Below are 15,792 nucleotides of genomic sequence, written 5' to 3' on the forward strand. Positions count from 1 at the left end.
GGCCCAGGAGCCGCACGTTGGCGCTCCCGAAACGGCAGGGGCGCGGGTCCTCCAGGAGAACCGGGAGCCACGCAGCCGCGGGAGTGCTAGCCGAACGACGTGGTGACGGTGTGGTGGAGCCGGGCAATCTCGTCCTCCCAGTCGGGGACCGCGCGGGCGGGGACCAGGATGACGTGTTCGACGCCGACGTCCGCGAACTCGGCCAGGCGCTCGCGCAACGCCCGGTCGCCGCCGACGGCATAGACATCGCGGCTGGTGCAGCCCTGCTTGTGGGCCGAGACCTCGGCGTCCAGCTCGCGCCGGAGTTCGGGGGTGTCGATGGCGGGCGGCACGTAGACGAGCTGCACCGCGCGGGTGATGTGCTCGGTGCGGCCGAGGTGCTGCCGCTCCTCGTCGAGGACCTTCAGGCGCCGACGGTACTCGGCAGGGGTGATGAACGCGGGGACCCAGCCGTCCGCGAGGGCGGCGACGCGCCGTACGGTCCCCTCCCTGCCTCCGCCCAGCCACACGGGCGGCACCCCGGTCGGGCCGCTGCCGCTGGATTCCCCGGCGGACTCCCCGACGAGGCGGCGCAGGCGGCGCAGGATGTCCTCCAGGGCGGCGGCCGCTTCGGCGGGGTCCCGGATGAGGGCCTCGCGGGGGCCTCCGATGCCGAGCTGGGCGACGAACCGGCCGTTGGACCGCCGGTACAGGTCGGTCAGTTCGCGGACCACGGCGGAGGGTTCCAGGCCGGCGGCGACCAGGACGTGCGGACCGAATACCAGGGCGGATGTCCGGTGGGCCACTTCCCGTGCCAGCTCAAGCGGCGGGGGCATGTCGTCCCCGTTGTTGTTGTAGAACCAGAACGAATCGAATCCGTGCTGCTCCACCGCGTCGAGCAATTTCCACAAGTGGTCCCGCGTCACGTCATGACGCAACGAGGTACCGAAACAGAAGCCGAATTGCAGACCCATGAGACCTCCCTGTCGAGATATTGCCTGCGGGGCACGGCCGCCTGCCAGGCGGGCGGTCGATGAATTGGCGGGAGCCATATGAATACCGACTTCAGGTCCGCGATCCACAGGATTTTCCACTCCTGTCGAACCCTTTCGAACCCTGTCGAAATAAGGGATCTCCGCTCACCGTGCGCAGCCGACGAAGCAGATCAGATACACCTTCGTCTGGAACGTACCACAGGGGTCAAGCCTTCGAGAAGTGCGCCAATCCAGGCCCGGAGCTCATTTACCGAGCCATATAACATCCTTTAACCAATCTTCGCAAGGTCCACAGGTTTCACTCAAACCAACGGTGTGATTCGCCCCAAAGTGCGCTCTTGCGCCGCCCCCGAGGCGGCAGGGGCGTCGGCGAAAGCACTGGATCCGGTGTCGGGAGAGGCGGGCATAGCCCTATGTCCAGAAAGTCGCCTTCCCTGCACCTTCGAGAATGAGACATTCCGTTTGCTCGTTCTTGAAAAACTCCCAGGGTACATACAGACTCGTTTCGTGAACGGACCCCGGCGTGCCGGAGGTCCGACCCGGGGCACCGATCCCCGAGGGCGCCGACCGCACCTTCACGTACGCGCCCCTGGTTCCCCTCTCAATTCGCCGTCGCCGGCATCCGCCCGCTCACGGGCGAACTCTTCGAGTTTGCAGAGCCCCATGCCCGGATGGCCGCACAGCTTCATTCTTCCTCTCGACACCCCGCGCTCGGACCACCGGCCGAGTGCCGCCAGCACGTACGGAAGGGGCAACCGAAGTGAACAGGAGCGACCTGGTTTCGGATTCGGGTCCGGCGCCGGATGCCGAATTCGCGTTCCCGCTCTCGGCCCCGGAGTTCGGTATCTGGCTCACCTGTCGGGACCAGCCGGAGTCCTTCAACATCCACCGCGTCTGGGAACTGCGCGGGCAGCTCGACGAGCAGGCCCTGAAGGGCGCCGTCGAGGAGACCGTCGCCCGGCACCCCGTGTTCGCCCGCCGGCTCGTCGACGAGGACGGCGTGCCCTCCTGGGTTCCCGGCGTGCCGCAGCCGCGATGGACCGCGATGGACACGGCCACGACGGTCGACGCCACGCCCTGGGCGCCCGTCGGACGCCACCGGTTCGACCTGAGACGAGACTGCCCCGTCCGCGTCGACCTGTTCCGGCACCGACCGGACCACCATGTGCTCTCCCTCCTGGTGCACCACATCGCGTGCGACGGGGCGTCGCTGGAGAACGTGCTGGCGGACATCGGTGCCGCGTACAACGCGCGCACCGGCGGCGGGCCCCCCTTCACACCGTCACCGGCACCGCCCGCGGTGTCCGACCCGCCCGCGCCGGCGGAGCCCTCCCGCTTCTGGCCCCTCGAACTGGCGGACGCCCAGTGGCCGGAGGCCCTGCCGCGCACCCCGGGCCCCCGGACGGCCGAAGCCGACGTCCTGGTGCTCCCGCTGCCCCCGGACGAGGCCGACGCGGTGCGCGCGGCGGCCCGCCGCCTGCGCGTCACCCCGTACCTCATGGGACTCGCCGCCCTCTACGCGGCGTTCGCCACGCAGGGCAACGCCCCCGACGTCATGGTCGCCACACCGTTCGCCTCCCGGACACCGGCCACCGTGTCGCTGGTCGGCTGCTTCGCGCGGATGGTCCCGCTGCGCCAGCGGTGGCCCTCGGGAGCCTCCGGCACCGAGCTCTGCGACGGTGTGCGGCGGACCGTCGCCGAGGCGCTGTCCCACGCGCACGAGCCGATCCACGAGAGCGCGGACCTCTTCGACGCCGCGGCGCCCGGACTCACCGTCAGTTTCCAGCTGCGGGACCCCCTTCCGGGGCCGGCACTCGGCGGGCTCACCGTCCGTGCGATGGAAGCGGCGTGGGCGGCGGGCACCGTACCCGGGGCGGAAGCGGTGCGTGAGCCGGCGGCACCCGTCGCAGGTGCACCGGAGGCGCCCGGAGCGACTGAAGCGACTGAAACCCCCGGAGCCCCTGAAGCCCTCGAAGCTCCCGGAGCCGCTCCCCCGGCCGGGCACCCCGGCGGGACGAACGGCCTCACTCGTTTCGACCTCGAATTCGACCTGTGCTTACGGGCGGACGACGCCTCGGTGACGGTGACGCGCCGGGTGCGCGGCGGCACGACCCACGCGGCCGCCGCCGAACTGCTCGCCGTCTACCGCCGGGTCCTGCTCGCCCTCGCCCGCAACCCGGGGGCACCGCTGCCCCGCTCGACGAGCGCGGCGACGCCGTCCCTGATCGTCGCGCCGGCCGATCCGTCGGCGCACGCACAGCCCCTCATGGACCGGTTCGACGCCTGGGTGCGCACACAGCCCCGGCGGCCGGCGGTGCGGTGCGGCGACGACCTCCTCACCTTCGCCGGCCTGGACCGCGAGGTCGCCCGGCTCGCCGCCGCCCTGCGCCGCCACGGCGCGGGCCCGGGCACCGCGGTGGGCGTCCTGCGCGAGCGGGGCGTCGCCCTGGTCGCCTCCGTGCTGGCGGCGTGGCGGGTGCGGGCCCACGTCGTCGCCCTCGACCCCTCCCAGCCCGACTCCCGTCTCGCCTACGTCGTGGCGGACACCGGCACCCGTCTCGTGCTGTGCGACCCCGCGTCGCGCCACCGGCTCGACGCCTCGCTCACGATCGTCGACGAGGACGCGCACGCCGGGGCCCCGGACGCGGAGGACGCGCACACCGAGGCCCCGGACGCCGAGGACGCGCACGCCGAAGACGCCCGCCCCCACGATCTGGCGTACGTCCTGCACACCTCGGGCACCACCGGCCGCCCCAAGGGCGTCATGGTCGAGCACCGGGGTCTCGCCGTCCTCGTCGACGCGCAGCCGGCGGGAGCCGGGGCCGCCCGGGTCGGCGTCACCGCCGCCGTCTCCTTCGACGTCTTCTTCCAGCAGCTCCTCTACCTCTTCCGGGGCAGCTGCCTGGTGGTGGCCGACCAGGCCACGTACCGCGATCCGCAGGCGCTGGTGCAGTGGGTCGAGCGCAACGACGTGCGCCTGCTCAGCACCTCGCCGTCGATGTTCGCCGCCATGCGCCCCTTCGGCGTGGAGGAGATGTTCCAACGCACGGGCCTGGAGCTGGACTTCGGGGGCGAGGCGGTCGACGCCACGACCTGGCGCAGGCTGCGCGAGCTGGGTGTCAGGGGATCCAACGGCTACGGTCCGACCGAGGTCACGATCCAGACCACGTGGTGCGGTTTCGACGAGTACGGGACCCCCAGCATCGGCCGGCCCCTCGACGGCACCTCGGCCTACGTCCTGGGCCCCGACCTCCGCCCCGTGCCGGTCGGTTCCCGCGGCGAGCTGTACCTCGCTGGGCCGCTGGTCACCCGCGGCTACCTCAACGCCCCCGCGCTCACGGCCGAGCGCTACCTCCCGGACCCCTTCGCCCCGGCACCCGGCGCCCGGATGTACCGCACGGGGGACCGCGTCACCCTCGGTGCCGACGGACACCTGATCTACCACGGCCGGACCGACCACCAGCTGAAGGTGCGCGGCCAGCGGGTCGACCCGTACGAGGTGGAGGAGGTGCTGCGCGGCACGCCGGGCGTCCAGGACGCCCACGTGGCACGCCAGGGTCCGATCGGGACGGCGGGGCTCCTCGCCTGGGTCACCCCCCGCCGCCCCGGGCCGGTTCCGGTGCCGGGGGAGCTGCGCAGCCTCGCGGCCCGGCGGCTGGCGCCCGCCGCGGTGCCCGCGCACATCCAGGTCGTCGACGCGTTCCCGCTCACGCTCAGCGGAAAGGTCGACGAGCGTGCCCTGCCCGTGCCCGCACCCGTGCAGCCGCCGGACAGCGGCGCGGACCCCGCCGTCCGGCTCTGGACGCTGACGCTCGGCCGCCCGCCCGCCTCGAACGGGGACAACTTCTTCTCCTGCGGCGGGAGTTCACTGGACGCGGCCCGGCTCGTCGCCGAGGTCAACCAGGAGTGCGGGGTGCGCGTCGACCTCGCCTCGTTCTTCGGCGACCCGACACCGGAAGGGTTGCGGCACCTGATCGCGCGGGCCGCGCCCGCCGGCGGCGAGGAGGGCCCGTCCACGGCTGCGCCCGCCGGCCTGTCGGCCGCCCAGCGGCGGCTGTGGCTGCTGCACCGGGCGGAGCCGGACAGCCATGAGTTCACCGTGTACTGGGCGCTGCGGCTGAGCGGTCCGCTGGATCCCGGGCACCTGGAGGCGGCCTGGCACGACGTGCTCACCGCCCACCCCGAGACGCGGCTGCGGGTCATCGACGACGACGTGGCCCCCGGGCGCGGGCAGTGGCCCCTGACGGCGTTCACCGTGAGCGTGCGGGAGGTGCCCGGGCACGCCCTGGCGGAGCACCTGCGGCGCGTGGCCCACCGGCCCTTCGACCTGTTCGAGGAGCCCTTGGTCGAGCTGCGGGTGCTCAGGACCGGCCCCGGGGACCACGTGCTGGTCTTCGTCGGCCACCACCTCGTGCTCGACCGCCGCTCCACGGAGCTGATCACCGAGCAGCTGCTGAGCCGGCTGGCCGGCGGCCCGGCGCTCCCGCCCGCCCCGGCGGGCGCCGTCCCCGGGCCGTCGCCCGCCGAGGCCGAACGGCTGCGCCGGTTCTGGGCCGAGGAGCTCGCCGGCGTCTCCGCCCACTCGCCGGTCGCCCTCGGCGGGCCCCGGCCGGGCCCGCACCGGCGCACCGCGGCGACGGTCGGCGTCCCGCTGGACGCGGCGCAGTGGCAGCGCGTGGCCGAGGCGGCGCGTACCCATCGCACCACTGCCCTCGTCCTCGTCCTGTCGGCGTTCGCGGTGACGGCCGACCGCTACGGCGCGGCGGGCGACGTCCTGGTCGGTACCACCATGGACGTCCGACCGCCCGGCTTCAACGAGGCCGTCGGCCTCTTCGTCAACCCCGTCCCGGTACGGCTGCGCCCCCGCCCCGGCGGCACCGCCGGCGAGGCGGTCGCCCAGGCGCACGCGGCCCTCCTGCGGGCGCACGCACACCGCGCGCACCCCTTCGACGAACTCGTCCGGGAGCTCGGTCTGCGGGCCGGTCCGGGGCAGGCCCCCCTGTTCCAGGTGCTGGTCGACCATGAGCAGCCGGCCACGGCGACGGCCGCGCCGCCCGGCGTCCGCGCCCGCCCGGTGGAGATCCCGGCGGCCATCGCGAAGTACGACGTCGAGATCCTGCTCCGGGAGACCCCTGACGGCGCCCGGCTGGACGTGCTCCACCGCACCGACCGGTGGACCACGGACCAGGCCTGGCAGCTGGCCGAGCGGATCCGCGGGGCGCTGCTCGCGCTGGCGGCCGAGCCCTCCGCACCGGCCGCGCTCCCCGTGGCGCTGGACCCGGGGCGCCTCCCCCTGGAGTGGGGGCGGGGCCCGGAGCCGTTCGCGCCGGTGGTCCCGGTGAGCGAGCTCATCGCCCGGATCGCCCGGGAGGCACCGGAGCGGACCGCCGTGGTCGCCGGGGGCGAGCAGCTCACGTACGGGCGGCTGCGGGCCGACGCCCTGGACCTCGCCGCCCGGCTGACGGCCCGGGGCGCGGGCCGGGGCGCCCGGGTGGCGGTGCTGACCGAGCGGTCCGCGGGCCAGATGACCGCGCTGCTCGGTGTGCACTTCGCCGGTGCCGCGTACGTCCCGCTCGATCCCCGGCACCCCGACTCCCGCATGACGGCGTGCCTGGCCGACTGCGGGGCCTGCGCCGTCGTCGCCGACGCGGCCATGGCCGGGCGGGCGGCGTCCTTCGGGCTGCCGCTGGTCCCGCTGGTCCCCGTGGTCCCCCTGCGCCCGACGCCCGAGCCGGGGGCCGACCGGAGTGCCGCGCCGACGGCCGGGCCGGCGGCCGACCGGAGTGCCGAGCCCGCCGTCCCCCTCCCGCCCGGACCGCACGACCCCGCGTACGTCATCTACACCTCCGGGACGACCGGGCGGCCCAAGGGCGTGGTGATCGAGCACGGCACGCTGGCCGCCTCCACGGCCGCCCGCCGCACCGTCTATCCGGGGCGGCCGGTCTTCCTGCTGCTCTCGCCCGCGGCGTTCGACTCGGCCGCGGCCGGGATCTGGGGAACGCTGTCGGCCGGTGGCCGCCTGGTCGTCGCGAGCGACGACGAGGTCCGCGACCCCGAGGCCCTGGTCGCCCTGATCGCCCGGCACCAGGTCACCCGGCTGCTGTGCGTGCCCTCACTCCACGCCCTGCTGCTCACCGCCGCCGACCGGGCCGGCCCCGACGCGGTGCGGAGCCTGCGCGAGGTCGTCACGGCCGGGGAGCCGCTCCCGGACGAGCTGCTGCGGCGCCACTTCGCCGTCCTGCCCGGGGTGGCGCTGGTCAACGAGTACGGGCCCACCGAGGCCACCGTCTGGGCGAGCTACCGCCGTTACCACGGGCCGGAGGCCGTCGACATCGGCGGCCCGGTGCCGGGGTACCGCCTCTACGTCCTGGACCACGCCCTGCGGCCCGTCCCCCCGGGGGTCGACGGCGAACTGTACGTCGGCGGCGCGGGGGTGGGCCGGGGGTACGTCGGCCGGCCCGCCGAGACGGCCGGCGCCTTCCTGCCCGACCCGTTCAGCGGCGAGCCGGGGGCCCGGATGTACCGCACGGGCGACCGGGTGCGGTGGCAGGGGCCGGAGGCGCTCGCCTTCGTCGGCCGGCTGGACCACCAGATCAAGGTCCGTGGCCACCGGGTGCAGCCCGCCGAGGTGGAGGCGGCGCTGCGCGGCGCCGAGGGCGTCCGGGAGGCGGCCGTGGTCGCCGACGGCGGCGCGCGCCTCGTCGGCTTCGTCACCGGCGGCGGGCGGCCGGAGGCCATCCGGCGCGAAGTCGCCGAGCTCCTACCGGAGTTCATGGTCCCCGCCGTGGTCCACGCGCTGGAGCGGCTGCCCCTCACCCCCAACGGCAAGGTCGACCGGCGGGCCCTGGAGCAGGAGGCGGCCCGGCGCCGGGCCTCGGCGCTCGCCCGGCCCGCCGGGGACGTGTCGCCCGGGCACGCGGCGGTCACCGCGGCGTGGCGGGAGGTCCTGGGCGTCGTCGAGGTTCCCGGCGACGTCAACTTCTTCGACCTCGGGGGGCATTCGCTGCTGGTGCCGGCGCTCCAGGAGGCGTTGCACCGGCACACCGGCGTCCGGCTGCCGATCCTCGACCTCTTCCGCCACAGCACCGTCGCCGACCTCGCGGCCCGGCTGGCCCGCGCGAAAACGGACCCGCCGCCCGCCCCCGGGACGGAACCACCGCCCTCAGCCGGGTCGTCCCGTCGCCGACGCGGCGACGCGGCCCGTACGCTCCGCGACCGCCGTGCCCAGGAGGCCGACCGATGAACCGCGACCGTTCCCTCGACATCGCCGTCACCGGCATGACGGGGCGCTTCCCCGGCGCGGCCGATGTGGCACAGCTGTGGCAGGCCCTGCGCGACGGGCGGGTGCTGACCCGGCGCCTGAGCCGGGAGGAGCTGTCGGCCCGCGGCGTCCCCGCGTCCCTCGCCGACGATCCGGCCTACGTCCCCGTCCACGGGTCGCTCGACGATCCCGACCGCTTCGACCACGCGTTCTTCGGCGTCAGCCCCCGCGAGGCCGGGCTGACGGACCCGCAGCACCGCCTGCTGCTGGAGTGCGCCTGGGCCGCCCTGGAGGACGCCGGCCACAGCGTCACGGCCGGCGACGGTCTGCGGACGGCGGTGTACGCGGCCGCCAGCGGCAGCGGCCACCTGCGGGCGCTCCTGGCCTCCGGCTCGCTGGCGCCCCCGGAGTTCGAGGAGGCGCTCCTCGTCAACGAACGCGATTTCCTCGCGACGCGCATCGCCTACAAACTGGGGCTGACCGGGCCCGCGCTCACCGTCCTCACGGCCTGCTCCTCCTCGCTCGTCGCGGCCCACCTGGCCGTCCAGGCGCTGAACAACGGGGAGTGCGACCAGGCCCTGGTGCTCGCCGCGTCGGCCAACGCCCCCCAGGCGGGGCACCTGCCCATGGCCGGCGGAGTGATGTCGCTCAGCGGGCACTGCCGCCCCTTCGACGCCTCGGCGGACGGCACCCTCGGCGGCTCGGGGGCGCTGGGCGTCGTCCTGCGCCGCTACGAGGACGTGGCGGACGGCCCGCTCCCCCTGCACGGAGTGCTGCTGGGCTCCGCCGTCAACAACGACGGCACCGCCAAGGCGGGCTTCCTCGCGCCGTCGGCGGCGGGCCAGGAGCAGGCGATCCGCGCCGCGCTCGCCGCCGCCGACGTCGACGCCGCGTCCGTCGGCTACCTGGAGAGCCACGGCACCGGCACCCGCGTCGGCGACCCCATCGAGTGGTCCGCCGCCTCCTCGGTGTACCGATCACTGGGTGCCGCTCCCGGCAGCATCCCGGTCGGCGCGCTCAAGGCGACCATCGGCCACCTCGACGCCGCCGCCGGGCTCGCCGGGCTGGTGAAGGCGCTGCTGGTGGTCCGGCACGGGTACGTGCCCGCGATTCCCGGGCTGAGCCGGGCCAATCCGCTGCTGGAGCGGGAGGACTCGCCGCTGTCCCTGCCCACCGAGGCCGGGCCGTGGCGGGGCCCGCAGCCGCGCCGGGCCGCGGTGAGCTCGTTCGGCGTGGGCGGGACCAACGTGCACATGGTGGTGGAGCAGCCTCCGGAGCCGGCCGCCCCACCGCCCGCCCCGCCGTCCGGGCGGGAACGGCTGGTGGTGCTCTCCGCGAAGGACCCACGGGCCCTCGCCCGCATGCGGGAGCGGCTCGCCGCGCACCTGGAGGACGCCGAAGCCGCCCCCTCGCTGGAGGACGTCGGCCGGACCCTCACCCGGCGGGCGGAACTCCCCTACCGCTCCTCGGCGGTGGGCGCGAGCGTGGCCGAGGTCGTGGCGGCGCTGCGCGCCCCGGCCGAGGCGGCACCGGAGCCCGTGGCGCACCCCGCCCCGGCGCTGCTGCTCTTCCCGGGGCAGGGGACGCAGTTCCCCGGCATGGCGGCGCCCTTCGCCGCCGCCCTGCCCCCGTTCGCCGACGCGCTGGACGCCTGCCTGGCCGCCTTCTCCCCCGGGCTCGCCCGCGAGGTGGACGAGGCGCTGCACGACGCCGCCTTCCCCGCCGAACGCCTCGCCCGGACGGCGCTCGCCCAGCCCGCGCTCTTCGCCGTCGAGTACGCCGCCGGGACGGCGCTGCTCGCCCTGGGCCTGGTCCCCTGCGCGCTGCTCGGGCACAGCCTGGGGGAGATCACGGCGGCGACCCTGGCCGGCGCGCTCGCCCTCGACGCCGCGGCCCGTCTCGTGGCACGCCGGGCCCTGCTGATGCAGGACTGCGCCCCGGGCGCGATGGTCTCGCTGGCCTGCGGCGAGGCCGAGGCCCGGGCCCTGCTGGCCGAGACCGGCGCCGAGCTGAGCATCGCGGCGGTCAACGCCGCCACGAGCACCGTGCTCGCCGGGTCCCCCGGGGCGGTGGCGGCCTTCCGGGAGCGGATCGGCGGCCGGTACGCGGCCAAGGTGCTGCGGTCGTCCCGTGCCTTCCACTCCCCGCTGATCGAACCGGCGGCCGACGCGCTGCGGGGCACACCGGCGGCCGATGAGGTGCGCCCCGCCGCCCTGGCGTGGATCGAGAACACGGAGGGGCAGTTGCTGCCCGAGGGCTCGCTCACCGACCCCGGCCACTTCGCCCGGGCCGCCCGCCGGCCGGTGCGCTTCGCGGACGCGCTGGCGACGGCCCGGGCGAAGTTCCCCGACGCCGTCGCGGTCGAGGTCGGGCCCGGCCGGGTGCTGAGCGGCTTCGCGGAAGCCGCCGGGCTGCCCGCGATCCCGCTGCTGGGCTCCTCGCCGCCGGCCCCCACCGCGCCGTCGCACGCCCCGGCCGCTGCCACCGCCCGCCCGGTGCTGGCGGCGATCGGCCGGCTGTGGTGCTCCGGCCTCCCCCTGGACCTCTCCCCGCTCCAGGCCCCGGGGCGCTCCGTCCCCCTGCCGACCTATCCGTTCCACGGCCCGCGCCACCCGGTGCCGGCCGCCCCGGCGCCCGGAGCACCGCCAGGACCACCGCCCGGACCACCCGTCACCGACGCGGCCGATCCCGTCGCGGACACCCCCGTCGCGATCCTCCGCGCCCTGTGGGCCGAACAGCTGGGGGTGACCGACGTGCCCGACACGGCCGACTTCTTCCAGCTGGGCGGTGACTCGCTCACCGTGGCCCGGCTGGCGCGCGGGATGAGCCGCCGGTTCGGCGTCGACGTCCCCGTCGGCGAGCTGCTGCGGGCCCGGTCCATCGGGCTCCAGTACGCGCTGGTGGAGCGGTTGATCGCCCAGCAGATCCTCGACGAGGCCGGGGAGGAGCTCGGATGACCGCCTCACCCCTCGACCGGCTCACCCCCGGGCAGCGCGCCGAACTGGCCGCCCGGCTCCAGGGGCGCAGCCCCGCGGCCGCGTCTCCGGCGGCTGCCGCACCGTCATCGGCGGATTCGGAACCGGCGCTCCCGCCCCGCCCGGAGGCCGCGGCCGGCAGCCACCCCCTCTCCGTCACCCAGTACCGGATGTGGCTCGCCGAACAGGCGTCCCCCGCCGCGTCGGCGGCCTACACCGTGCCCCTGGCCCTCCAGCTCGCGGGCCCGCTCGACATCGACCGGCTCCGCGCGTGCCTGGACGCCCTCGCCGGGCGCCATCTGGCCCTGCGCACCCGTTTCGGCCAGGAGAACGGGGTGCCCCGGCAGCGCTTCGACCTGCCCGCCCGCATCCCGCTGGAGGTGCGGCCGGTGCCCCCGGGAACGCCGGAGCGGGACCGGGCCCTCGACGCCGAGGCGGCGCGCCCGTTCCGCCTGGACCGGCCCCCGTACGTCCGTGCCGTCCTGCTGGCCCAGGGGCCGCAGCAGCACACCCTCCTCCTGACCTTCCACCACGCCGTCTGCGACGGATGGTCGTTGGGGGTGCTGATCGACGACCTGCTGGACGCGTACGCCGCCGGGGGCGGCCCCGGTTCCGCCCGTCCCGCGCCGGCCGCCCAGCACCTCGACTACGTCCACTGGGAGCAGTCGCCGGACGGGCGGGCCGCGCTGGCCGCCCACGCCGCCCACTGGGCCCGCTCCGGCGGCAGCGCCGACGACGGGGCCGAACTCCCCTTCGCCGTCGACCCGACCGCCTCGGAGCAGACCGCCTCGCAGCAGACCGCCCGGATGCCGCACGCCGAGCTGGCGCTGCCCCCGGACCTCACCCGGCAGGTCCACGCGTTCGCCCGGCGGTACGCCTGCACGGCGCACGCGGTGTGGCTCGCCGCGTTCGCGGCCACCTGGAGCGCGGTCACCGGCGCCCGGACGGCCTCCGTGAGCGTTCCCACCGCCAACCGGGCGGCGGAGCGCTACGACCTCACCGTGGGCGCCTTCGTCTCCGCTATGCCCCTCGCCCTGTCCCTGCCCCCCGCGCTGGGCTTCGCCGCGCTGGCCCGGCGGACCGGCGAGCAGGTCCTGACCGGTTCCCGACACCCGACCCTCCCCCTGACCTCCGACGACACCGCCGTGCCCGTACCCGCCGCCGCCTTCGTCCTGACCCACGAGGACAACCGGCCGCGCCCGGCCGGCCCCCTCACGGTCACCCCCCTGCCGGTGCGCGTCCAGGGCGACCAGGGCGCGCTGACCGTGCAGCTCACGGAACACGCCGACACCGCCGCCGTCCGGCTGACCGGCTCCCCGCAGCACTACACCGACGCGGCCCTCGCCCGGCTCGGACGGGCCTACCGACGCTGCCTCGCCTCCGTGCTCGCCGCCCCCGACGCGCCGCTGGCCGCGCTGGACACACGCGACCCGGCCGAGCGCGAGACCATCGCGGCCGCCTCCACGGCGCCGCCCGCGGCCGGGGCCCGCCTGCCCTACGACGCCTTCGCGGACTGGGCGCGGCGCACCCCCGAGGCCTTCGCCGTCTGGGACGCCGCCGGCGGTCACCTCACCTACCGGGCGCTGCACGAGCGCACCGAGCGCGCGGCGGCCCACCTCGCCCTGGCCGGGGTCGGCCCCGGCTCGGCGGTGGCCCTGGACGTACCGGCGGGCGCCGACTACCCGGCGCTGGCCCTGGCGGTCTGGCGGCTCGGCGGCTGGATCATCGCGCTGCGCCCCGACGACCCCGTGGAACGCCGCCGCGCCCTGCTACGCAGCGCCCGGGCGGACTTCCTCGTCCGCACGGCCGACGCCCCCGGGCACGATGCCGACGGGGACCACGCCGACGAAGACCGTGCCGACGGCGGCGCGCCGGGGAGGGTGCTCCGGACGATCCGGCTCCCCCGAGGGGGCGCGCGCGAGCTCCCGGCCACCGGGGCGGCGGTGCCGCCCGTGGCCCGCACGGGCCCGCAGGACCTGGCCTACGCGGTGTTCACCTCCGGCACGACCGGTACGCCCAAGTGCGTCCCGGTGCCGCTGGGGGCGCTGGCCAACGAGCTCGCCTGGCGCCGCGAGGCGATCGGCCTCGCCGCCCCCGACCGGGTGCTCCAGACCATTCCCCTGGTCTTCGACCCGTCGCTGTGGCAGTGCTTCGGACCGCTGGTCGCCGGGGCCGGCGTGGTCTTCCCCGGCGTCGACCTCGGGGCGCATCCGGCCGCCCTGGTGGAGGCCGCCCTGGAGCACTCCGCGACCGTGGTCGACGTCGTCCCGTCCCTGCTCGCGGCCCTGGACGACGAGGACCTGCGCCGGCTGCCGGCCCGGGTCGTCTTCTGCGGCGGGGAGGCGCTGCCCTCGGCGCAGGCCGACCGCTACCTGCGCGTCGGCCGCGGTGAACTGCGCAACCAGTACGGGCCGTCCGAGACCTGCATCGACGCCACGTCGTACCGGTGCGCGGCGGGGGCCGAGGGCGGCACCGCCCCCGTCGGCCACCCCATCTCCGGCGTGCGCCTGCACATCCTCGACGGCGCGCTGCGTCCGGTGCCCATCGGGGTCACCGGCGAGCTGTACATCGGCGGCACCGGGGTGGCGCGCGGCTACCGGGGCCGTCCGGCCGAGACGGCGGCCCGGTTCCTGCCCGACCCGGCCGGTCCCCCGGGCTCGCGGATGTACCGCACCGGGGACCGGGTGCGGTGGAACGCCGACGGGAGCGTGCAATTCGTCGGCCGCAGCGACAACCAGGTCAAGGTGCGCGGCCACCGGGTGGAGCTGGAGGAGGTCGACCGGCACGTCGTGGACGCGCCGGGGGTGCGGGAGGCGGCCACCGTCGTCGTCGGGGAACGCGTCAGCCGCCTGGTGGGCTTCGTCACCGGCGAGCCCGCCCCGGACCCGGCGGCGGTGCGCGCCCATCTGGCCCGTACCCTCCCGCCGTACATGGTGCCCGGCGAGATCCGGGTGCTCCCTCGGCTGCCGGTGACCGCCAATGGCAAGGCGGACCGCCGCGCGCTGCTGGCGATGGTGCGCTCCGCGCGCACGGCGGCGGGCCCCGCCGCCGCCCACGACCGGGTGGCCGCCGCCGTGGTGGAGGCGTTCGCGGCGGCGCTCGACCGGCCGTCGGCCACCCTGGACGACCATCTCTACGACCTCGGCGGGGCGTCGCTGGGGGCGGCCCGGATCGCCTCCGCGCTGAGCCGCCGCCTCGGGGCGGAGGTCCCCGTGCGCACCGTCCTGACGCATCCGCTGGCCGCCGAACTCGCCACCGAGGTCAGGACGTTGCTCGCAGCAGCAGCACCGCCGCCTCCCGCCGACGCCGGAGCCGGCGCTTCCCAGACACCCGAACAGCTCCTGGTGGCCCAGCAGGAGCGGGCCCTCGGACACCCCGCTCCCCCGATTCCGCTGCTGCTCGGGCTCGACGCCCCCGTGGATCCGCGGGACGTGGAGCGGGCGGTCCGCGCACTGGTCGCCCGGCACGAGGCCCTGCGGCCGGCGGCCCCGCAGGCCGTGCCCGGGACGACGGAGGCGACACCGGGGGCCGCCGGATCGGGACAGCACGACGCGTGGCAGCCCTGCCCCGTGGCCCCACTGCCGGACCAGCCCGCCCAGGTCCACTGGGACACCGCACTGATCGAGCGGCCACTGCCCGCAGGATCACCGGGGCTGGAGGTCGTCCTGCTGACCGGAGAGGACGGCACCGTCCGGCACCTGCTGCTGAGGCTGGCCCGCCACCGGGGCGACGGCGCCTCCGTGGGCATCCTCGCCGACGAGCTCCTCAACCTGCTCGCCGGACGCGACCTGCCCCGGCCGGCCCCGCGCTACAGCGACTACGCCCGCGCCAGGGCCTCCCGCCGCACGGCCCGGCGCGCCGAACTGGAACAGTACTGGCGCACCAGCCTGGGCCCGGTCCCCCCGGACCCGTTCGCCGAGCGCCGCACCGGCCCGAGGACCTTCCGCAACCACGGGGTGCGGAAGGTCCTCCCCGCCGACGCGTACGCGCGCCTCCAGCGGGCGGGCCGGACGGCGGGCACGACCACCACGGCCGCCTTCCTCGACCTGCTCGGCCGGATCGTCTCCCGGATGTCGGGCGGCACGTCCACGGTGATCGGCATGCCGGTCTCCCACCGCTCGGCGGCCACCGAGGAAACGCTCGTCGGCCGCGCCGTCGACCTGCTGCCGGTGGTGCTCGGCGCCACCGGGGCCGGCCACGCCCACCGGGCGCTGCTGTCGGCCCTGGACCACGCCGACCTGCCGCTGCTGCACATCGCCGAGCTCGCCGATCCGGTCGACCCCGCGCTCCGGCCGCCGGTCTGCGCGGCCGGGCTGGTCGTCCACGGGCAGGAGGAGAACCCGGCCGTGGTGCCGGACGACCCGCCCCACGACACCGTGCCCGAGCACTGGGCGGACCTCGACCTCGTCCTCCACGTGCAACCGGCCCGCTCGGGAGGGTGTTCGGTGCTCCTGACCGGAGCCGTCGGCCTCTTCCCGCAGGCCGAGCTGCGCGAGCACCTCGCCCGGGCCCTGGCGGAGCTCGAACCCGACCAGGGCTGAGGCCCGGCCCCCCAGCCGCACCCGCCCCAGCCCTACCCGCC

At 76.2% G+C, this 15,792-nt stretch carries 4 protein-coding genes; 3 read left to right on the top strand and 1 reads right to left on the bottom strand.

The window, feature by feature from the left end:
* Positions 1 to 86 precede the first annotated feature (86 nt).
* Positions 87 to 905 carry an LLM class flavin-dependent oxidoreductase gene (locus AB0P03_RS30235; protein WP_363631840.1) on the bottom strand — a complete coding sequence of 273 codons (819 nt, stop codon included), beginning with the start codon at positions 903 to 905 and terminating at the stop codon, positions 87 to 89.
* Positions 906 to 1,734: 829 nt separating this feature from the next.
* Between AB0P03_RS30235 and AB0P03_RS30240 the strand changes: the two genes are divergently transcribed.
* From AB0P03_RS30240 to AB0P03_RS30250, 3 genes are read left to right on the top strand one after another with little or no spacing between them, the layout of a single operon-like run.
* On the top strand, positions 1,735 to 8,217 hold the full coding sequence (locus tag AB0P03_RS30240; RefSeq protein WP_363631842.1) for an amino acid adenylation domain-containing protein: 6,483 nt from the start codon (positions 1,735 to 1,737) through the stop codon (positions 8,215 to 8,217).
* The gene (locus tag AB0P03_RS30245; RefSeq protein WP_363631844.1) at positions 8,214 to 11,192 is read left to right on the top strand and encodes a beta-ketoacyl synthase N-terminal-like domain-containing protein; all 2,979 of its coding nucleotides are present in this window, start codon (positions 8,214 to 8,216) and stop codon (positions 11,190 to 11,192) included. The genes AB0P03_RS30240 and AB0P03_RS30245 overlap by 4 nt, the downstream gene beginning before the upstream one ends.
* Entirely contained in the window at positions 11,189 to 15,751 is a 4,563-nt protein-coding gene (locus AB0P03_RS30250; RefSeq protein ID WP_363631846.1) for an amino acid adenylation domain-containing protein, read from the top strand. The genes AB0P03_RS30245 and AB0P03_RS30250 overlap by 4 nt, the downstream gene beginning before the upstream one ends.
* Positions 15,752 to 15,792 lie beyond the last annotated feature (41 nt).

Source organism: Kitasatospora sp. NPDC088779 (genome assembly GCF_040685395.1).
GTDB lineage: Bacteria > Actinomycetota > Actinomycetes > Streptomycetales > Streptomycetaceae > Kitasatospora.

Bases quoted from the DNA above. Each gene is read 5' to 3' on its own strand.
- AB0P03_RS30245 (WP_363631844.1), top strand. From the start codon at position 8,214: ATGAACCGCGACCGTTCCCTCGACATCGCCGTCACCGGCATGACGGGG.
- AB0P03_RS30250 (WP_363631846.1), top strand. From the start codon at position 11,189: ATGACCGCCTCACCCCTCGACCGGCTCACCCCCGGGCAGCGCGCCGAA.